Origin of the sequence: Nocardiopsis exhalans (assembly GCF_024134545.1) — a bacterium.
GTDB classification, from domain to species: Bacteria; Actinomycetota; Actinomycetes; order Streptosporangiales; family Streptosporangiaceae; genus Nocardiopsis; species Nocardiopsis exhalans.
This window is the reverse complement of sequence record NZ_CP099837.1, coordinates 3,192,367-3,211,496: the sequence shown is the minus strand read 5'-3', so window position 1 is coordinate 3,211,496 and position 19,130 is coordinate 3,192,367. Positions and strand designations below refer to the sequence as shown.

The 19,130-nt window shown below is 69.2% G+C and carries 14 protein-coding genes; 3 read left to right on the top strand and 11 right to left on the bottom strand.

The window, feature by feature from the left end; genetic code table 11:
* Positions 1–52: 52 nt before the first annotated feature.
* The 7 genes from NE857_RS14225 to metH all read right to left on the bottom strand — a co-directional run bounded on the left by NE857_RS14225 (position 53) and on the right by metH (position 11,593).
* Positions 53–1,837, bottom strand: a complete 1,785-nt coding sequence (locus tag NE857_RS14225; protein ID WP_254421423.1) for an ABC transporter ATP-binding protein — start codon at positions 1,835–1,837, stop codon at positions 53–55.
* Between the two features lie 77 nt (positions 1,838–1,914).
* Positions 1,915–2,928: an ABC transporter permease gene (locus tag NE857_RS14220; protein ID WP_254421422.1), complete on the bottom strand. Its 1,014-nt coding sequence runs from the start codon at positions 2,926–2,928 to the stop codon at positions 1,915–1,917.
* Positions 2,929–3,022: 94 nt separating this feature from the next.
* A complete protein-coding gene (locus NE857_RS14215) occupies positions 3,023–4,768 on the bottom strand; it encodes an ABC transporter substrate-binding protein (RefSeq protein ID WP_254421421.1) in 1,746 nt (581 codons plus the stop codon).
* 95 nt (positions 4,769–4,863) lie between these two features.
* Positions 4,864–5,895, bottom strand: coding sequence for an ABC transporter permease (locus NE857_RS14210; protein ID WP_017584262.1), 1,032 nt, complete (start codon positions 5,893–5,895; stop codon positions 4,864–4,866).
* Between the two features lie 671 nt (positions 5,896–6,566).
* Positions 6,567–7,067, bottom strand: a complete 501-nt coding sequence (locus NE857_RS14205; protein WP_254421420.1) for a cellulose synthase — start codon at positions 7,065–7,067, stop codon at positions 6,567–6,569.
* 207 nt (positions 7,068–7,274) lie between these two features.
* Positions 7,275–7,988 carry an HAD family hydrolase gene (locus NE857_RS14200; RefSeq protein WP_254421419.1) on the bottom strand — a complete coding sequence of 238 codons (714 nt, stop codon included), beginning with the start codon at positions 7,986–7,988 and terminating at the stop codon, positions 7,275–7,277.
* A gap of 131 nt (positions 7,989–8,119) precedes the next feature.
* Positions 8,120–11,593 (bottom strand): methionine synthase, encoded by a 3,474-nt coding sequence (metH, locus tag NE857_RS14195; RefSeq protein ID WP_254421418.1) that lies wholly within the window; start codon positions 11,591–11,593, stop codon positions 8,120–8,122.
* Positions 11,594–11,934: 341 nt separating this feature from the next.
* Here metH and NE857_RS14190 point away from each other — a divergent pair, with 341 nt between their 5' ends.
* Both NE857_RS14190 and NE857_RS14185 read left to right on the top strand, forming a co-directional pair.
* Entirely contained in the window at positions 11,935–12,774 is an 840-nt protein-coding gene (locus NE857_RS14190) for a PAC2 family protein (RefSeq protein ID WP_017584266.1), read from the top strand.
* Positions 12,775–13,046: 272 nt separating this feature from the next.
* Positions 13,047–14,246: a glycosyltransferase family 4 protein gene (locus NE857_RS14185; protein WP_254421417.1), complete on the top strand. Its 1,200-nt coding sequence runs from the start codon at positions 13,047–13,049 to the stop codon at positions 14,244–14,246.
* A 65-nt stretch (positions 14,247–14,311) separates the two neighbouring features.
* On the opposite strand, the gene NE857_RS14180 is transcribed toward NE857_RS14185, so the two are convergent.
* Both NE857_RS14180 and NE857_RS14175 read right to left on the bottom strand, forming a co-directional pair.
* Positions 14,312–14,737 (bottom strand): ABATE domain-containing protein, encoded by a 426-nt coding sequence (locus tag NE857_RS14180; RefSeq protein ID WP_254421416.1) that lies wholly within the window; start codon positions 14,735–14,737, stop codon positions 14,312–14,314.
* Between the two features lie 209 nt (positions 14,738–14,946).
* Positions 14,947–16,185, bottom strand: a complete 1,239-nt coding sequence (locus NE857_RS14175; protein WP_254421415.1) for a hypothetical protein — start codon at positions 16,183–16,185, stop codon at positions 14,947–14,949.
* Between the two features lie 107 nt (positions 16,186–16,292).
* Here NE857_RS14175 and NE857_RS14170 point away from each other — a divergent pair, with 107 nt between their 5' ends.
* Positions 16,293–16,841, top strand: a complete 549-nt coding sequence (locus tag NE857_RS14170; protein WP_254421414.1) for a nitroreductase family deazaflavin-dependent oxidoreductase — start codon at positions 16,293–16,295, stop codon at positions 16,839–16,841.
* A 390-nt stretch (positions 16,842–17,231) separates the two neighbouring features.
* On the opposite strand, the gene mshC is transcribed toward NE857_RS14170, so the two are convergent.
* Entirely contained in the window at positions 17,232–18,455 is a 1,224-nt protein-coding gene (mshC, locus tag NE857_RS14165) for a cysteine--1-D-myo-inosityl 2-amino-2-deoxy-alpha-D-glucopyranoside ligase (protein WP_254421413.1), read from the bottom strand.
* A gap of 388 nt (positions 18,456–18,843) precedes the next feature.
* Positions 18,844–19,032 carry a hypothetical protein gene (locus tag NE857_RS14160; protein ID WP_184362326.1) on the bottom strand — a complete coding sequence of 63 codons (189 nt, stop codon included), beginning with the start codon at positions 19,030–19,032 and terminating at the stop codon, positions 18,844–18,846.
* Positions 19,033–19,130: the final 98 nt, after the last annotated feature.

Here is a 19,130-nt window from a genome sequence, read left to right as displayed (position 1 = left end):
GTTCAGTGAGCGGGGTCCGGGACTGTCACCTCGCGCCTACGGCTGTCGGCCGTCAGGCGGCCGCCTCGGCGGCGCGCTTGGCGACGCGCTCGGCGCGCAGCTCGCGGGCCTCGTCCGGGTCCAGGACCGGGGCCGCGGTGAGCAGCTGCTTGGTGTAGTCGCTCCGCGGGTTCTCGTAGACCGAGTCGCTGTCACCCATCTCCACGATCTCGCCCTTGCGCATGACGACCACGCGGTCGCTGACCTGGCGCACGACCGCGAGGTCGTGGGCGACGAAGATGTAGGTGAGACCGAAGTCGTCCTGCAGCTCCGAGAGCAGGCGCAGCACCTGGTCCTGGGTGGACACGTCCAGCGCGGAGACCGGCTCGTCGCAGATGATGAGCTTGGGCTTGAGGATCAGCGCGCGGGCGATGGCGATGCGCTGGCGCTGGCCGCCGGAGAAGGCGTGCGGGAAGCGGTTGTAGTGGTTGGGCTCCAGACCCACGCGCTCCAGGAGCTCCTGGACCTCGCCCCGGATCTTGCGGCCGTCGCGCTCACCCTGCACCTTGAGCGCGGTACCGATGCTCTCGCCGATGGTCAGGCGCGGGTTCAGCGAGGAGTAGGGGTTCTGGAAGACCATCTGCACGTCCCGGCGCAGCGGACGCAGCGCCCGCTCCGACATGTGCGTGATGTCCCGGCCCTCGAACTCCACCGTGCCCTCGGTGGGCTCCAGTAGCCGCATGACCATGCGCGAGAGCGTGCTCTTGCCCGAACCGGACTCGCCCACAACACCCAGGGTCTCGCCCTTGAAAAGGTCGAAGCTGACCCCCTTGACCGCCCAGAAGTCGGTCGACTTGCCCCACATGCCACCACGGACCTTGAACCGCTGGGCCACGTCCCGCACGCGCAGCAGCGGCTCGCCGTCGGTGCCCGCGGGGGTGAAGGCCTCGAAGTCGCCGGGCTTGGTGACGGCGCCCTCGCGCTTGTCCTTGGCGACGCGGTCGGCGCGGTCCTGGGCGCGGCGCTCGGCCCGGGAGACCTCCACGCGCGGCACCGCGGCCAGCAGCGCCTGGGTGTAGGGGTGCTCGGGTTCGGACAGCACCTTGCGCACGTCACCGCGCTCCACGGCCTGGCCCTTGCGCATGACCACGACCTCGTCCACCGAACCGGCCACCACGGCCAGGTCGTGCGAGACCAGGATCAGCGCCATGTTGAGGTCGCGGCGCAGCTCGTCCAGCAGGTCGAGGATGCGCGCCTGCACGGTGACGTCCAGGGCGGTGGTGGGCTCGTCGGCCAGCAGCACCTTGGGGTCGCACATCAGGCCCATGGCGATGACCACGCGCTGACGCATACCGCCGGAGAACTCGTGCGGGTAGGAGTTGATCCGCTTGGCGGGCTCGGGGATGCCGACCCGGTCCAGGGCGTCCACTGCGCGCTTGCGGGCGTCCGCCTTGCTCGCCTTGGGGTGGTGCACCTGGTAGGCCTCGACCAGCTGGTTGCCGATCGTGTACTGCGGGTGCAGCGACTGCATCGGGTCCTGGAAGACCATCGCGATGTCGTTGCCGCGCATGGAGCGCAGCTTCTTGTCGCTGGCGGTCACCACGTCCTGCCCGGCCACCTCGATGGAGCCGGTGATCTGGGCGCGGCTGCCCCGGTGCAGACCCATCAGGGCCAGCGAGGTCACGCTCTTACCCGAACCCGACTCACCCACGATGCCCAGGGCACCGCCCGCGGGCACCTCGAAGGAGAGACCCTTCACCGCGTGGACGTCGCCGTCCATCGTCGGGAAGGTCACCCGCAGGTCATCCACGCGCACGACTGCGTCAGAGGCAGCCGGTGCCGGTCCGGTCGAGGCCATGTCACTTTTCCTTCGGTAGAGCTGGTCTGGAGTCAGCGCTCAGGCGCTGGGGCGTGTTCGGTCCGCTTACGCGTCGCCTAGGCGGCGATGCGCACCCGCGGGTCGACGATCGGGTAGAGGAGGTCGACGATCAGGTTGCAGACGACGATGAACACCGCGCCCAGGAGCGTGACGCCCAGGACGACGGGCAGGTCCTTGGCGACGATCGAGTCGATCGCGTAGGCGCCCACACCGTTGAGGGAGAACACCTTCTCGGTGAGGATCGCGCCACCCAGGACCATGCCGATGTCCAGACCCAGGATGGTGACGATCGGGGTCAGGGTGGGCCGCAGGGCGTGCTTGAAGATCACCTTGCGCTCGCTCAGGCCCTTGGCCCGCGCGGTGCGGATGTAGTCCTCGTTGAGGGTCTCCAACATGCCCGCCCGGGTCTGCCGCGCGTACTGGGCGGCGTGCAGGAAGGCCAGCGTCACCCAGGGCAGGATCATGACCTGGAACCAGCCCACCGGGTTCTCGGTGAAGGGCACGTAGCGCGAGACCGGGAACAGCCCCCACTGGTGGACCAGGAAGGACAGGGCCAGCAGACCGGTGAAGTAGATGGGCAGGGACACGCCGATGAGGGCGGTACCCATGGCCAGACGGTCGAAGACGCTGCCCTTCTTGACCGCGGAGAGCACACCGACGGAGACACCGCCGATGACCCAGATGACCGCGGCGCCGAGGCCGAGGGACAGCGTGACCGGGAGGCGGTCAAGCAGCTGCGGCAGCACCGGCGAGTTCGTGGTGAAGGAGTACCCCAGGCACGGGGCCGCGCACTCGACGGTCTCGCGGCCGAAGGTGAACTCCTGGCCGAAGAGGAGAGTCCGGAGGAACTCGAAGAACTGGACCGCGACGGGCTGGTCGAGGCCAAGGCGTTCCACGGTGGCGTCGAGCGCCTCCGGGGTGGGCGCCTTGCCCACGTACATCGCCGCCATGCCGTGCGGGGTGACGCCGGCCCACCTGGGCAGGACGTAGAAGATCCAGAAGGTCACCGCCGTGACGACGGCGAGAAGCAAGAGACCCGCACCAAGGCGGCGAAGAATATAGTTCAGCATCGCGGTCGGCGGCGGGGACACCCGAGGGATCGCCTCGGGCTCCCCGCCGCTTTCACCTGCCTTCTCGTACTAGTTCAGGCTGGTAGTTCGGGACCTAGTCCCGGTCCACGCCCAGCGGCATGAAGTCGTACATCATGTACGCGGGCTGGTAGAAGGCGTTGGTCAGCTCATCGGAGCGGTAGATCAGCGCCTTGTCGAAGACCACCGGCAGGATCGCGGCGTTCTCCATGACGAGGGTGTCGATCTGCTTGTAGAGGTCGGCGCGCTCCTCCGGGTCCTCGGTGAGCAGGGCCTGGTCCCAGAGACCGTTGATCTCGGGGTCGTCGAGCTCGGCGGTGTTGAAGTTACCGGTCTCCATGATCGCGTCGCCGTGCGTGATCTTGGAGGCGAAGCCGTAGCCGCTGGGCCAGTCCGGGCCCCAGCCGGAGACGCTCAGGCCGATGTCGTTCTCACGGACGTAGTCCTGCGAACCGGCGTACTGGCCGAAGAAGTCGGCGGCCGGGAAGGACTCGATGGTGACGTCGATGTTGACGCGGGCCAGGGCCTCCTTGAGGGCCTCGGCGGTCTGGACGTCGTTGGCGCTCTCGGCGCGGACCGCGAGGGTGGTGCTGAAGCCGTCCGACTCACCGCACTCGTCGAGCTTCTCCTGGGCCTTCTCGAGATCACCCTTGTCGTCCTCGGACGGGTACAGGTCCGAGTCGGGGTTGGAGCCCGGGATCGCCGGCGGGAGCAGGTTGGTGGCGATGTCGCCGCCGGGCTCGCCGCCCCAGGCGCGCCACATGCTGTCGCGGTCGGCCGCGTACATGATCGCCTGGCGGCAGGACACGTCCTCGATGATCGGGGTGTGGATGTTCACGTAGCGCAGGGCGCCGGAGAACGGGTTGTCCAGGTTGTCCTGGACGGACTGGTCGTCGAGCAGCTGGGACATCATCGCCGGGCCGACACCGCTACCGCGGGCATCGACGTCGATCTCGCCGCTGACCAGGCGCTGGTCGATCTCGTCCTGGTTGACGCCGATCTCGAGCTCGACACGGTCCGGCAGGGCCGCGCGGACGGGGTCGGTGTCGCCGTCCCAGTGCTCGTTGCGCTCCAGGTGCAGCTTCTTGCCGGGCTCGTAGGAGCCGTCGAACTTGTACGGACCGGAGGAGAGCACGTTCTCCTGGTACAGCTCGCCGCGATCGGCCTCGATCGGCACGGGCGCGGTCTGGACCTGGGTCAGCACGTTCGGGAACTCCGAGAAGGAGTCCTTGAGGTGGAAGATCAGGGTGTAGTCGTCCGGCGTCTCGATGGAGTCGAAGCCCGCGAGCGGGTCGTCACCCTCGTAGACGTTGTGGTCGTCCTGGTCCAGGTGGGTCTTGAAGTACTGCGGGCCCTGGGTGAACGTTCCACCGTTGAAGTTGGCGCGCGCGATGGCGTACTTGATGTCCTCGGCCGTGATCTCCGAGCCGTCCTCGTACTTGAGGCCCTGCTGGATCTCGATGGTCCACGTTTTGAAGTCGTCGCTCGGCTCGGGGAGGTCGACCGCGAGGTCGGGGATGAGCTCGTTGGCGGCATCACCCGGCTCCGGGTTGAAGGCCAGGAGCGTACGGGCGTAGTAGCGCTGGAAGTTCCAGCTCCACCCGTAGTAGGTGTTGCCCGGGTCGGTGGAGTCGAAGTCCATCTCGATGGCGTAGCGGAGCGTGCCACCGGTCTTGTCCGACGGGTTGGTGATCTCGGTGGAGCCGAGGTCGAAGGTGCCGGCCGAGTCGGAGCCGCCGCCGGTGGCGGCGCCGCCGCAGGCGGACAGGAAGAGGGACGCCGCCGCGCCGAGCGCGACGAAGCCGAGGGTGCGTTTCCTCAAGGAAATACCTCTCTGAACCTGGAATGGGGATGGTTGGACCATGGGGTTGTCCCATGTCCGTGCGCGGTATTGGCGGGTCCACGCACGGATGCGGGTCAGTCCGAGGTCCGGGGATCGAAGGCGTCTCGCAGGCCGTCACCGAACAGGTTGAACGCCAGGACGGTGATGAAGATGGCCAGACCGGGGAAGACGATGAAGTAGGGCGCCGTCTGGGAGAAGGGCACCGCTTCGGAGAGCATCTTGCCCCAGCTCGGGGTGGGCGGGTTGATACCGACGCCCAGGAAGCTCAGGGCCGCCTCGAACAGGATGTTCGTGGGGATCAGGAGCGTGGAGTAGACGATGATCGGCGTGACCAGGTTCGGCAGGATCTCCTTGAGGAGGATGTGCCGGTTGCTGGCGCCGAGGCTCTTGGCCGCCTCCACGAACTCCCGCTCGCGCAGGGCGAGGGTCTGTCCGCGGACGATGCGGGCGATGTAGGGCCAGTTGAAGAACCCGATGATGAAGACGATGACGCCGATTCTCAGACCGTTGCCGGTCAGGCCGAGGACGCCGTCGGGGATGACGCCGACCAGGGCGATCGCGAAGAGCACCAGCGGGAAGGCCAGGAAGATGTCCATGGCGCGACTGATGAGGGTGTCGACCCAGCCGCCCATGTAACCAGCGATGATGCCGAGGACGGTGCCGAGGGTGACGCAGACCAGGGTGGACAGGAAGGCGACCAGGAGCGAGATCTGGGCGCCGTAGAGGATGCGGCTGAACATGTCGCGGCCGGTGGTCGGCTCGACGCCGAGCAGGTGGTCCCCGCTGATCCCACCCCAGCGGTCGACACCCGCGCTGGGGTCGTCGGGGTCGAGGTAAGGGAGGCGTCGCGCCGGGTCGATCAGGTCCTGGTGGAACTGGGTGGGCGGGTGCCCGAACAGCTTGACCAGGAAGGGCGCGAAGATCGCCGCCAGGATGAGCAGGACCACGACCACGCCGGAGACCATGGCGACCTTGTCGCGCCGCAGTCGTTGCCAGGCGATCTGTCGCAGGGAACGGTTGTCGGCGTCGCTGCGACCCGAGGCCGACGCGCCGGGGTCCGAGGCGACCGGTTCGGTCGTCTCAGGGGCATGCGAGGGCGCGCTCATCAGGCCACCACTCTCCACTCATACGCTTCTGGCCGAGGGGACAGATCCCACGCGTGAGCCGGTCAGGGGTTAGCCCTGCTGGGTCTCACGGTGGGGCCGGCCGGTTCTCGACTCTGGCTGGCGTGGGCGTGACCGACGGAGCGAGAGGGTTGCCCGTCTCGTCGGCACTGGCACGCGGTGCACCCACCCGGTTGAGAGGTTGGACACATCGCAGACCTTTACGCCCGGGATGTTACACAAAGACCAATTTACTCGCCCTTTGTCGGCATGTCGTCCAAAGTCTGCCCATGTGGCCAAACCGTAATGAAACCTAACAATCGACCCATATGGGGACTAAAGCCGCAAAGCAGGCATTCATCGGACGACCGTGGCTGAGCTGGCACGAGGGGGAGGATCACACCCGAGCCAACCCTAAGGGCACCCCCGCGCGCTTCGCCCCAATTCAGCTGCGCTATGGCAAGTGCTATGAATCAGAACGTGTTCGCATGAATCCCCCGAGTGAACGGGGCCACACGGGCGTGTGAACGAAATCGCCCGCAACGGGCGGCCAGCGACGCACGGAACTGCACGTCGGGGCAGGTTCCGCGCATGGTTCTTGCACGAAGAAGACATCGTTGTGCACAAGAAAGGCCCCGCCGAAGCGGGGCCGTCCTCGTCGTCGTCAGAGTCGGCTAGTCGATACCGCGCTTGCGCAGCAGCGCCTCGATGTCACCGAAGTCGTCGTCCGCGGCGGGCGCCTTGGCCTGTTGGGTGGCCTTGACCTGACCCGCGGCGGCCGGGGCGGCCCCGGCGGCGGGCGTTCCCTCTCCCTGGGCCTTGGCCTGGGCCTTGTCCTGCGGCCGCGCACCGGGCTTGACCCCGATGCCCTTGGACTTCATGAAGCCCGAGACCACGTACAGGACCACCATCACCACGGCGAGGGCCAGACCGACCCACGACTGGAGCTTGAAGGCCATCGTCAGCAGGATGCCGAGGACGCCCAGGACGAACTGCATCACCACGTCCATCAGCAGGAGCAGCCCGGCGATCAGGGGCAGCAGCGACCAGGCCACACCGCGCAGACCGTAGGCGGCGCCCTTCTTCCGCCACACGAAGTAGGAGATGACGATCCCGACCGCCGTCAGGGCCGCCCCCAGCCCCACACCAACATTGTCATTCAAAGTCTCAGGCATGCGACCAGTCTCCCATCCCGCGCCCGAACACACATCCGGCCGATCCCCTAGGGCGGTTCACCCGGCAGTGATCGGCCCCCGGCCGGGCACTGCGCCCCTCTCCCACCCACGCTACTCATCGGGGTGCAAGCCGCCAACAGCCAGGCGTAGACGGAGCATGGAGTGATCGGCGGGCGGCAGTCGGCGATCAGGGGCGGCGGTCGGTGCTCAGCGGTCGGCGACCAGCGACTCCAGCCAGTCCAGGTCCACCCCGACCAGGCTGTCCCGGAAGACCACGCCCTCGCGGGGCGTGATCTCCACGTGGTTGGGCACCGCGATGGTCAGGCACCCGGCGTCGGCGGCCGAGGCCACGCCCACCAGCGAGTCCTCCACGGCCACGCAGCGGCGCGGGTCCACGCCCAGGCGGCGGGCGGCCCGGAGGTAGGGGTCGGGGTGCGGCTTGTTGGCGTCCACCTCGTCACCGGCGATCGAGTCGACGAAGCTGTCCAGCCCGATACCGTCGATCGCCGTCTCCACCAGGGCGCGCTCGGTGGAGGTCACCAGCACGGCCGGAACCCCGGCCTCGGCCAGCATCGTCACCAGTTCCTTGGCGCCGGGCCGCAGCTCGGCCCCGCCCTCCAGCTTGGCCAGGAAGCGGGCGTAGAGCATGTCGGCCACCTGGCGCGGGGTCAGGTGGTCGGCCCCGGTGCGCTCGATGATGTAGCGGCCCACCGGCTCGGCGGCGTTGCCGACGTTGGCCTCGTGGTCCTCGGCGGTCCACACCCCGCCCAGCTCCGCGGTGAGTTCGGCCTCGGCCTCACCCCACAGGTGCTCGCTCTCGATGAGGGTGCCGTCCATGTCCAGCAGCACCGCCTGGAGGCGGCGCTCCGCTGCGACGGAGGTCTCGGGCATTTCGGAACTCACAGTGCTCAATTCGCTCATCTCGACTCGTGGCGTGGCGGCCGGTTGGCAGCCGGGTGGTCGCCGGCCTCCGGCGATGACTGGCTGACCCCTGGCAGGGAGCGGCCCCACCGGTGACGTTCACCGGCGGGGCCGCCCTCTCGACCGGTAGGTCAGACGTTGAAGTATGTCGCCTCGGGGTGATGGATGACGATCGCGTCGGTGGCCTGTTCGGGAACAAGCTGGAACTCCTCGGACAACGCCACCCCCACACGCTCCGGCTCCAGCAGCTTCATGATCTTGGCGCGGTCCTCCAGGTCGGGGCAGGCCCCGTAGCCCAGGGAGAAGCGGGCGCCCCGGTAGCCGAGCTTGAAGAAGGCGTCCAGCTCGGCGGGGTCCTCCCCCGCGAAGCCCAGCTCGGCGCGGACCCGGGTGTGCCAGTACTCGGCCAGGGCCTCGGTGAGCTGCACCGAAAGCCCGTGCAGCTCCAGGTAGTCGCGGTAGGCGTCTCTTTCGAACAGCTTCGCGGTAGCGCGGCTGATCGCCGCGCCCACCGTCACCACCTGGAAGGAGACCACGTCCAGCTCCCCCGACTCCTTGGGCCGGAAGAAGTCGGACAGGCACAGGTGCCGGTCCCGGCGCTGGCGCGGGAAGGTGAAGCGGGTGCGCTCGGTGACACCGTCCTCGTCCAGCACGACCAGGTCGTCACCCTCGCTGTAGCAGGGGTAGTGGCCGTGCACGACCGCGGCCTCCAGCAGGCCGTCGGTCTGGATGCGGTCCAGCCACATCCGCATGCGCGGACGGCCCTCGGTCTCCACCAGCTCCTCGTAGGTGGGCCCGTTGCCGCCGCGGGAGGCCTTGAGGCCCCACTGCCCCATGAAGGTGGCGCGCTCGTCGAGGAAGGCCGCGTAGTCGGCCAGCGGAATGCCCTTGCTGATCCGGTCGCCCCAGAACGGCGGGACGGGCACCCTGTTGGTGGTGGAGACGTCGCTGCGGGCGGGCATCTCCTCGGGCTCGGTCACCTTGAGGGTGGCCCCGCGCTTGACCCGGCGCTGGCGCAGTTCGGGGAGCTTGGCGCCCTCCTCGCCGCGCTTGACCGCCATGAAGGTGTCCATCAGGCGCAGGCCCTCGAAGGCGTCCTTGGCGTAGCGGACCTCACCGCCGAACATCTCGGCCAGGTCCTGCTCCACATAGGAGCGGGTGAGCGCGGCACCGCCCAGCAGCACCGGGAAGCGCTCGGAGATACCCCGGGAGTTCATCTCCTCGAGGTTCTCCTTCATGATCACCGTGGACTTGACCAGCAGGCCGGACATGCCGATCACGTCGGCCTTCTTCTCCTCGGCCGCCTCCAGGATCGCCGACACCGGCTGCTTGATACCGAGGTTGACGACCTCGTAGCCGTTGTTGGACAGGATGATGTCCACGAGGTTCTTGCCGATGTCGTGGACGTCGCCCTTGACGGTGGCGAGCACGATCCGGCCCTTGCCGTCGTCGTCGCTCTTCTCCATGTGCGGTTCGAGGTAGGCGACCGCCTTCTTCATGACCTCGGCGGACTTGAGCACGAACGGCAGCTGCATCTGGCCGGAGCCGAACAGCTCGCCGACGGTCTTCATGCCCGACAGCAGGGTGTCGTTGACGATGGCCAGGGCGGGCTTGCTCTCGAGCGCCTCGTCGAGGTCGGCCTCGATACCGGTGAGCTCACCGTCGATGATCCGCCGCTCCAGCCGCTCCCACAGCGGCAGGGCGGCCAGTTCCTCGGCGCGCGAGGCCCTCATCGCCTTGGCGTCCACGCCCTGGAACATGTCGATGAACTCCGACAGCGGGTCGTAGTCGCCCTCACGGCGGTCGTAGATGAGGTCGAGCGCTACCTTGCGCTGTTCCTCGGGGATCTGGTTGGTCGGCACGATCTTGGAGGCGTGCACGATCGCCGAGTCCAGCCCGGCCTGCACGGCCTCGTGCAGGAACACCGAGTTGAGCACGATCCGGGCGGCCGGGTTCACACCGAAGGACAGGTTGGACAGGCCCAGGGTGGTCTGCACCTCGGGGTAGCGGGACTTGAGCTCGCGGATGGCGTTGAGGGTCTCGATACCGTCCCGGCGGGTCTCCTCCTGCCCTGTGGTGATGGGGAAGGTGAGGCAGTCGATGATGATGTCGCCGGTGTTCAGGCCCCAGTCGCCGGTGATCTCGTCGATCAGGCGGCTGGCCACCCGCACCTTCCACTCGGCGGTGCGGGCCTGGCCCTCCTCGTCGATGCACAGACCGACCACGGCGGCGCCGTGCTCCCGCACCAGCCGCATGATGCGGGTGAAGCGGGAGTCGGGGCCGTCTCCGTCCTCGTAGTTGACCGAGTTGATCACCGCGCGGCCGCCCAGGGCCTCCAGCCCGGCCTCCAGCACGGCGGGCTCGGTGGAGTCGAGCATGATCGGCAGGGTGGAGGCGGTGGCGAAGCGCGAGGCGAGCTCGTGCATGTCGCGCACGCCGTCACGGCCGACGTAGTCGATGTTGAGGTCGAGCACGTGGGCGCCGTCACGGATCTGGTCGCGTGCCATCTCGACGCAGGCGTCCCAGTCCTCGGCCAGCATGGCCTCGCGGAACTTCTTGGAGCCGTTGGCGTTGGTGCGCTCGCCCACGGCCAAGTAGCTGGCGTCCTGGCGGAAGGGGACGCTCTGGTACAGCGAGGAAGCGGCTGCCTCGACCAGCGGCTTGCGGTTCTTGATGCCCCGCCCCTGCACCCGTTCCACGACCTGGCGCAGGTGCTCGGGGGTGGTGCCGCAGCAGCCGCCGACCAGACTCAGGCCGAACTCGGCGGTGAAGGTGTCGTGGGCGTCGGCCAGCTCCTGCGGGGAGAGGTTGTAGACCGCGCCGTTGGGGCCCAGCTCGGGCAGGCCCGCGTTGGGCATCACGGAGATGGGGATGGGCGAGTGGTGCGACAGGTAGCGCAGGTGCTCGCTCATCTCGGCGGGGCCGGTGGAGCAGTTGAGCCCGATCACGTCGATGCCCAGCGGGGCCAGCGAGGTGAGGGCGGCGCCGATCTCCGAACCCATGAGCATGGTGCCGTTGGTCTCGATGCTGACCTGGGCGATGATCGGCACGTCCTTGCCCAGGGCCGTGCGGGCGCGCTTGGCACCGACCACGGCGGCCTTGACCTGGAGCAGGTCCTGGCAGGTCTCGATCAGGATGGCGTCGGAGCCGCCGTCGATGAGCCCGTGCGCCGACTTCTCGTAGTAGTCGCGCAGGAAGGTGTAGGGAGCGTGGCCCAGGGTGGGCAGCCGGGTTCCGGGGCCGACCGACCCCAGGACGTAGCGGGGCTGGTCCGCGGTGCTGTAGGCGTCGGCGGTCTCGCGGGCGATGCGCGCCCCGGCCTCGGCGATCTCGTAGGTGCGGTCCTCGATGCCGTACTCGTAGAGGCCTCCGTAGTTGGCGGAGAAGGTGTTGGTCTCCACGCAGTCGGAGCCGACCTCGAAGAAGGCGGCGTGGGTGTCCCGGACGATGTCGGGCCGGGTCAGGTTGAGGATGTCGTTGAGGCCCTCGTGACCTTCGAACTGGTCGAGGTCGAGATCGTGCGCCTGCAACATGGTGCCCATCGCCCCGTCCGCAACGACAACTCGCTGGGACAGTGCTTCACGGAATGTCCGTCGATCTCTCATGTTCAGCAACTCTAGTCTCGGTGCACCACGGCGGCCCAGCACGTGTCCCGGTGACAAGCGGCACGGGTGGGAACGGTGGCTGGGTCGACCCACGGCGCGGGGCGGGGTCGGGCGGCCGGGGACGGCAGTGTCCTCGGGCGAGTTCCGCGGAACAGGCCCTAGGGCGATCACGCCCGGTCAGTCGCTGGTCGCGAGGCTACCTCATCGGGTGTTTCGCCACGTGAGACGGGTGTCCCAAAGTGGCGAGAGTAACCTCTGTGGGCGGAGTCCGAATTACGGTTTCCGGGCTGTGGCGCCACCCCATAGGGTGGTGATCATCCGCGTCCAGGAAGGGGCCGTCCATGATCCAGCTCGACCGCGAGCTCGTCGAGCCTGTGATGGTGGCGGCGTTCGAAGGGTGGAACGACGCCGGTGAGGCGGCGAGCCTCGCCGTGGAACACCTGTCCGAGAAGTGGGGCGCCAAGGAGCTGTGCGCCCTGGCTCCGGACGACTACTACGACTTCCAGGTCACCCGGCCACGGATGACCGTGGCCGACGGTCGGCTGACCTCCATGGAGTGGCCCACCACCCGGGTGCGGGTGGTCCGGCCGCCCGGTTCGCGGCGCGACGTCGTCCTGGTGACCGGCCCCGAGCCGAACATGCGCTGGCGCTCCTACTCCGCCGACCTGCTCGCGATCGCCCGTGAACTGGGGGTCCGGCGCGCCGTGATCCTCGGCTCGCTGCTGGCCGACGCCCCGCACACCCGCCCCATCCCGGTGACGGGGATGTCCTCGCCGCTGGAGCTGGGCACCCGGTACGGGCTGGAGGCGGCCACGTACTCGGGGCCGACCGGCATCGTCGGGGTCGTGCACGACACGTTCAGCTCGGCTGGTGTGGAGACTGTGTCGCTGTGGGCGGCCATCCCCCACTACGTGGCCCAACCGCCGTGCCCGAAGGCGACCCTGGCCCTGCTGAGCTGGGTCCAGGACTTCCTGGAGACCGAGGTTCCGCTGGGCGACCTGCCCGAGGACTCGGTTTCCTGGGAGGCGAGCGTCAACGACCTCACCGCCGAGGACGAGGACATAGCGGCCTACGTGCGCGGCCTGGAGGAGGCCAAGGACACGGTGGAGCTGCCCGAGGCCAGCGGTGACGCCATCGCCCAGGAGTTCGAGCGCTACCTGCGCCGCCGCGACGACGGTTAGGGCGGGTCGGACCGATCGCATCGACCGGTCCCAAGCTGCTGCTTAACCCGTCTCCGGATGAATGTCCACAGGGTCCCGATTTTCCGTTACCTCATCTTTAGGTGCCCCCCGCTAGTTTGCGGGTGATGGCTCGCGGACCGGGGGAAGGAGCCAGGGCTCCGGAGTGCGTGGTACGGGGGTACACGCACTCCGGGGCCCGATGGCCTGTCGCCCCCGGGGCCTGGGACGAGTACCCTCCCCGACCGCGCGAGGTGGGGTTGCAGGGACAACTTGTGAGAATCGCCTTCGTCATCGCCAACGGCTACGCCATGGGTGGCACGGTCCGAACCGTGCACAACCTGGCGCGGGGGCTGTCAGCTCGCCACGAGGTGGAGATCGTGAGTCTGGTCCGCAAACGAAGACAACCCTTCTTCACCCCCGCCGACGGGGTCCAGCTGGTCCCGCTGAGCGACGACACCGACCACCCGGTGGTCCAACGCCCCCGCGAACGCGTGCGTGAGCGCTGGGCCAAGCAGGCCGACAAGATCGTGCCCGAGGCGGAGCGGCGCCGGAACAAGAACTTCACCCCGGAGGCGGTCACCGGGCTGCGCCGCTACCTGCGCACCACCAAGGCGGACGTGGTGATCGGCACCCGCCCGGGGATCAACCTGCTCATCGCCGCCTGGGCGCCCTCGCGCCTGCTGACCATCGGACAGGAGCACCTCAACCTGGCCGAGCACAAACCGGAGGTCCGCAAGGCCATCACCCGCGCCTACCCGAAGCTGGACGGGCTGAGCGTACTCACCCAGACCGACCGGGCCGCCTACGAGAAGCTGCTCGGCGCCTCCGAGGACTGGCTGACCGCGCTGCCCAACGCCCTGGAGCCGGGTGAGCCGCCCCGGGCCACCCTGGACGAGCCGGTGATCGCGGCGGCCGGGCGGTTCTCCCCGGTCAAGCAGTACCCGCTGCTGGTGGAGGCGTTCTCCCACGTGGCCGCCGAGCACCCGCAGTGGCGCCTGCACATCCACGGCGGCGGGGACCGGGACGAGGAGCTGCGCGCGACCATCGACCGGCTGGGTCTGGGCGACCACGTGAGCCTGCGCGGCCGCACCACCGACATGCTGGGCGAGCTGTCCAAGGCCTCCCTGCTGGCGGTCAGCTCCCGGGTGGAGGGCTTCGGGATGACCATCATCGAGGCCTTCTCCGTGGGGGTCCCGGTGGTGAGCTTCGACTGCCCGCACGGCCCGAGGGAGATCATCGAGCACGGCCGCAACGGACTGCTCGTCCCGCCGCAGGACACCAAGGCTCTCGGCGAGGCGCTGTCACGCCTGGTCAGCGACCGCGAGGAACGCCACCGCATGGGCGAGGCCGCGCTGGCCTCGTCCTCGGCCTACCAGCTGGAGGACATCACCCAGCAGTGGGAGGAGTTCCTGGAGCGGCGCCGGGCCGCCGCCCCGAAAAAGAAGGGCCCGCTGGCCGCCCTGTTCGGCTGAATCCCACCGGGTTCGGGCCTGACGGGTCCGGCGTACCGGGGCCGTACGGCCCCGGTTTCCGGCGCTCACAGGCGCAGGCGGTGCCACTCCCCCGTGGCCAGGACCGCCGCCCAGGCCCCGGCGATGCGGGCCAGGCCGCGACGGACCTCGTCGACGACGGCGGGAGCAAGGGGCGACTCGGCCTGCTCGGCGGGTTCCAACCGAACGGTGACGCGCAGCCCGTCCAGGACCTTCTGCGCTCGGCCGAGGACTTCGGGGTCGGGGGCGGTCCCGCGGTCGAGCAGGGAGCGGATGCCGTCGCGCAGTGTGATGGCCTCGTCGAGGTCGGCGAGGGTGATGGGGATGGCGCCTTCGGTGACGAGTCGGTGCTCTCGCAGGAACTGGGCGAGGTCGGCACGGTCGGAGAGGCGGCCGCCGGTGGAGACGAAGTCCGCGATGAGCTCCGCCGCGGCACTGGGCCGGGTGGGGGTACTGGTCGTGGTCGTGGTCATGGGCGTATCCCACCACGCCGGGCACCCCGATGGTGGTGTTTCGGTGAGTTCGTGACCACAGGTGGCCACACATAACAGGGCAAAGGAGAACAGAAAACACCCCCCGCATCAGACAGCCCGCCCCGGGCCCGCCAACTGTCAGTCGGGGGTGGTCCACTCCCCCGTGGTGCGGCCGATACTGGCGCCGGACGGCTTCTCGGCTCCAAGGATCATGAGCTCTCCGCCAGGGACCTCATACTCTCCCGGACCGGCGGAAGGCCAAGCCCTTTCAGGAGGAAGGTGAAGTCGGCGGTGCCGGGGTCCCAGAGGCCGTCGCTGTCGACCAGCGCGCGCAGGTAGGCGCGTTGGAGTTCGGTGGGGTACTCCACCGGCGCAGCGGCGCTTCGTCTCTCCCGGCCCAGGGCCAGGCTGAGCAATCCCTGAAGGTCCCGCTCCGCGGTGAACGCCGAGGACACCGCGGCCAGGGCTTGGAAGACCGGAAGCAGGTCGGGTGCGTCCTCGGATTCGGAGCGTTCCACGAGCGCCTTGACCATGGAGAACCGCACGTGTCCGTCGAAGTAGCCCGGGCGGTCCGCGAACCAGGCGTCGGCGGCGGCCGGGTCCAGGAGGGCCGTGCGGAGTTCTGTGGTGGCGGCGGGATCGTCGGTCAGGGAGGGTGCGAGCGCGGCGCAGGCGCGGATGGCCGGGTCCTGGTGGGTGAGGAACTCGGCGGTGTCGCCGCCGCTCTCCGCCAGGGCGAGGACGATCGCGGCTCCCTCGTCGCGGGACTCGGCGTAGTCGGCGGCGCCCGACAGGTCCAGGGCCAGTCCCCCGCCCATCCGGCTCAGCGCTCCGGCGGCCGTCACCGCCCGTTGGCGCACCCCGCGGTCCCGGTGCGTGAGCAGGGGGCGGACCGCCTCGAGCAGCACGGGCGCGGCCCGGCGCAGATCGCGCAGGACCGTGTTCATCACCGTCTCCAGGAGCGGGTCCTCCCAGACCTCCTCGCCGTCGTCCGCATCGCCGTCCTCGCTGCGGGCCATCCGTTCCAGGAACGCGTCCAGCTCACCGCGCCGCTCACCGGGGTCGGCCAGGGCGTCCAGCTCCGCGTCCGAGTAACCACCGCAGACCTCCGCCACGGACCAGGCCACGTCGGCCAGGAAGCGGAGCAGGTGCTGGCGCAGCGGTGCGGCGCCGGCACCCATGGCCTCGTCGAACACGCCGTGGACCGGCCGGTCGGCCGCGGGGTCGGACAGCAGTCCAGCCACGTGGAGCACCGCCGGGGGTGTGGCCGGGTAGACGGTGCCCTGGTGCAGGATCGCGCTGTACAGGTATCCCAGCGCGTCCGCGACCTTGCTGTCCTGCCCGGACCGCAGGGCGGCGAGGTGCTTCGGGGCGTCGGTGCCGGGGCCGTAGGCGTGGAAGGTCCGGGACCAGTCGGTGGTGCGCAGGATGTCAGGTGCGGTGTCCATGGGCGCATCATGGCAGCGGACAGTGACCGTTGGCGTGGCTCCCGCGCGCCGGGGAAGGGCTCCTCAGTACACTCGGGCGCTCGGAAAACCTGTCGTAGGAGGCCGCCATGACGTTCACCCAGCCACCGAAGGACCCGATCCAGCGCGCGCTGTTCCGGGCCCCGATCTGGATCTACCGGCTGGGTCTGGGCGCTGTGCTGGGCGACAGGTTCGTTCTGCTCACCCACCGGGGGCGCAGCACCGGCGAGGCCCGGCAGGCGGTCCTGGAGGTCGTGGGCGGCAACGACACCACCGGCACGGTCATGGTGGCCTCGGGGTTCGGGAACCAGTCCCAATGGTTCCGCAACATCCGGGTGGAACCCCGGATCCTGTTCCAGGTCGGCAACCGGCGCCGACGGGGCACCGCCGAGCCGCTGCCGCCGGAGGAGTCCGGCCGGGTGCTGGCGCACTACGCGCAGCAGCACCCGGAGGTGGCCGCCGCGATGATGCGGGGACTGGGCCACGACGTCGGCGACGGCGTGGCGGAGTACGAGCGCCTCGGTGCCGATCCGGTCGACGGGATCCCCGTGGTGCGTCTGGTCCCGGACTCGGAGGAGGCCCGTTTCCCCGATTTTTCCGCTCCCCGTGAGACGGACGTGCCCAGGCCCCGGGGTTGAAGCAGCGCTGAACGCGTACGGGCGGCCCTGGGTGTGAGAGGTCCTGCGTGAGAGGACCTGCGTGAGAGGACCTGCGTGAGGGGTCCTGAGCGTGAGAGGCCCTGCGGACGAGAAGTACCCGGGCCGAACGGCCTCGGGGAAGACGCCCGGGGGGAAGCCTGCGGGAAACCTCAAGAAAAGCCCCGTGCCCGCCCCTGACGAACCGGACGGGAACGGGCACGGAGGTGTGTGAGGTCTGTGGTGTCCACCAGCCTAACCCGAGAAGCCGAGTACTTCGGGAAACCCGGGTGATCCAGGGACAGGCTTCACCGGCACGCGAATGCCCCGGGGAGGGGCTTGCCCTCCCCGGGGCACCGGAGCATTCCTACTCGAACTTCCCAATGGGAGTTCCTAGAGCTTGACGCCCAGAAGGGTGTCGACGGTGGTGCGCACCAGGCCGGGGGCTTGGGTGTCGGCGCCGCCCTCGGTGAGTGCGGCACTCGCCCAGGCGTCCACCGCGGCGAGCGCGGCCGGGGAGTCCAGGTCCTCGGCGAGCGAGGCGCGCACCGAGGCCAGCACCGGGGCCCCGTCCGGGCCTGAGCCCAGGGACGTGGCCGCACGCCAGCGCTCGGCCCGCTCGGCGGCGGCGGGCAGTTCGGCGTCGGTCCACTCCCAAGGGGCGCGGTAGTGGTGGGAGAGCATGGCCAGGCGGATGACGGCCGGGTCCACGCCCTGCTGGCGCAGCTTGGACACGAAGACGAGGTTGCCCAGTGACTTGGACATCTTCTCGCCGTTCAGGCCGACCATGCCCACGTGCAGGTGGTTGTGGGCGTTGGGCTGACCGGTCGCACACCGGGTCTCGGCCGCGCCCATCTCGTGGTGCGGGAAGATCAGGTCGCTGCCGCCGCCGTTGAGGTCGAAGGAGGGGCCGAGCCGGTCCAGGGCGATGGCGCTGCACTCGATGTGCCAGCCGGGACGGCCGCGGCCGAGCGGGCTGTCCCAGGAGGGTTCGCCGGGGCGCTCGGCGCGCCAGAGCAGCCAGTCGAGGGGGTCCTTCTTCTCGACGCGCTGCGGGTCGCCGCCGCGCTGGCCGAAGAGCTCGAGCATCTCCTCGCGGTCGAGGTTGCTGATCTCGCCGAACTTCGACGCGGCCGCGGCGGAGAAGTAGAGGTCGCCGTCGATCTCGTAGGCGGCGCCGGTCTCGCGGATGCGCACGGCCAGCTCGCTGATGAGGTCGACGGACTCCACGACGCCGACGTAGGAGGTCGGCGGGATGATGGACAGCGCGGCCATGTCCTCGCGGAAGACGTCGATCTCGCGGTGGGCGAGGTCGCGCCAGTCGACGCCGGTGGCCTCGGCCCGCTCCAGGAGCGGGTCGTCGATGTCAGTGGTGTTCTGGACGTAGTTGACGTCGTGCCCGGCGTCCCGCCACACCCGGTTGACCAGGTCGAAGGTCAGGTAGGTGAAGGCGTGCCCGAGGTGGGCGGCGTCGTAGGGGGTGATGCCGCAGGCGTACATGCCCGCGGTGGAGCCCGGCGTGGTCGTCCTTATCCGTCCGGTGGCGGTGTCGTGGACACGGAGGGGGCCGCCGGTACCCGGCAGGGGGACGATGTCAGGCGCAGACCATGAACGCATACCGGGAAGCCTATCCGCACGTGCACGGGACAAACGACCCGATAGCGGGCGCATGCCGAGGTGATCATCACCCCAGGTGAAGTGGGAATACCAGAGCAGCCGATGGGGAACGGAGGGCCCGGGCGAGGGCTGGAGCAGCCGTCGGGACGGAAGGAGCGGCCGGTGACGGGAGCGACCGGTGGGATGGGGGTGACCGGGGCCCATTGAACCCGGGAACCGTGTGGGCCCGACACCCAAAGGACCAAAGACCCAAAAGGTCGGGCACGGAAAACCCGGACGACCAGGAGATCGGCATGACGAGGAACGGGTCCGGGAATTCGACGCGGCCGCCAGAGGACGACTTCGAGGATTCGCTGGGCGACACGAAGGTTCGCGGGAGGACCCGCGGTCAGCGCCCCTCAACGGGCAGAGTGATCCGGACCTTACCGATGAGCAGGGCGCTGAGCAGGGCCGTTCCACCGCAGAGTGCCGCCAGGAGCTCGTTGCCCAGGCGCCAGTGCAGGAGCGCACCGCTGATGGAGACCACGTAAAGAAGCCAGTACGCCCCGGTTTCGAGGTAATTGCCGTTTCGGTCCATGATGGTTTCCCCTGCTGTGTACGCGTCGTTTTTGCACGCGCGTCCGACGGCGAGTGTGCCGTCTTCCTCAAAGACGCCGCAGCAACGCAGGGGGTTTA

What these genes read in the sequence shown, in the direction of transcription:
- NE857_RS14200 (WP_254421419.1), bottom strand. Translation starts at nt 7,988, where the DNA reads ATGAGCGAATTGAGCACTGTGAGTTCCGAAATGCCCGAGACCTCCGTC.
- metH (WP_254421418.1), bottom strand. Translation starts at nt 11,593, where the DNA reads ATGAGAGATCGACGGACATTCCGTGAAGCACTGTCCCAGCGAGTTGTC.
- mshC (WP_254421413.1), bottom strand. Translation starts at nt 18,455, where the DNA reads ATGCGTTCATGGTCTGCGCCTGACATCGTCCCCCTGCCGGGTACCGGC.
- NE857_RS14210 (WP_017584262.1), bottom strand. Translation starts at nt 5,895, where the DNA reads ATGAGCGCGCCCTCGCATGCCCCTGAGACGACCGAACCGGTCGCCTCG.
- NE857_RS14175 (WP_254421415.1), bottom strand. Translation starts at nt 16,185, where the DNA reads ATGGACACCGCACCTGACATCCTGCGCACCACCGACTGGTCCCGGACC.
- NE857_RS14170 (WP_254421414.1), top strand. Translation starts at nt 16,293, where the DNA reads ATGACGTTCACCCAGCCACCGAAGGACCCGATCCAGCGCGCGCTGTTC.
- NE857_RS14180 (WP_254421416.1), bottom strand. Translation starts at nt 14,737, where the DNA reads ATGACCACGACCACGACCAGTACCCCCACCCGGCCCAGTGCCGCGGCG.
- NE857_RS14205 (WP_254421420.1), bottom strand. Translation starts at nt 7,067, where the DNA reads ATGCCTGAGACTTTGAATGACAATGTTGGTGTGGGGCTGGGGGCGGCC.
- NE857_RS14220 (WP_254421422.1), bottom strand. Translation starts at nt 2,928, where the DNA reads ATGCTGAACTATATTCTTCGCCGCCTTGGTGCGGGTCTCTTGCTTCTC.
- NE857_RS14190 (WP_017584266.1), top strand. Translation starts at nt 11,935, where the DNA reads ATGATCCAGCTCGACCGCGAGCTCGTCGAGCCTGTGATGGTGGCGGCG.
- NE857_RS14160 (WP_184362326.1), bottom strand. Translation starts at nt 19,032, where the DNA reads ATGGACCGAAACGGCAATTACCTCGAAACCGGGGCGTACTGGCTTCTT.
- NE857_RS14225 (WP_254421423.1), bottom strand. Translation starts at nt 1,837, where the DNA reads ATGGCCTCGACCGGACCGGCACCGGCTGCCTCTGACGCAGTCGTGCGC.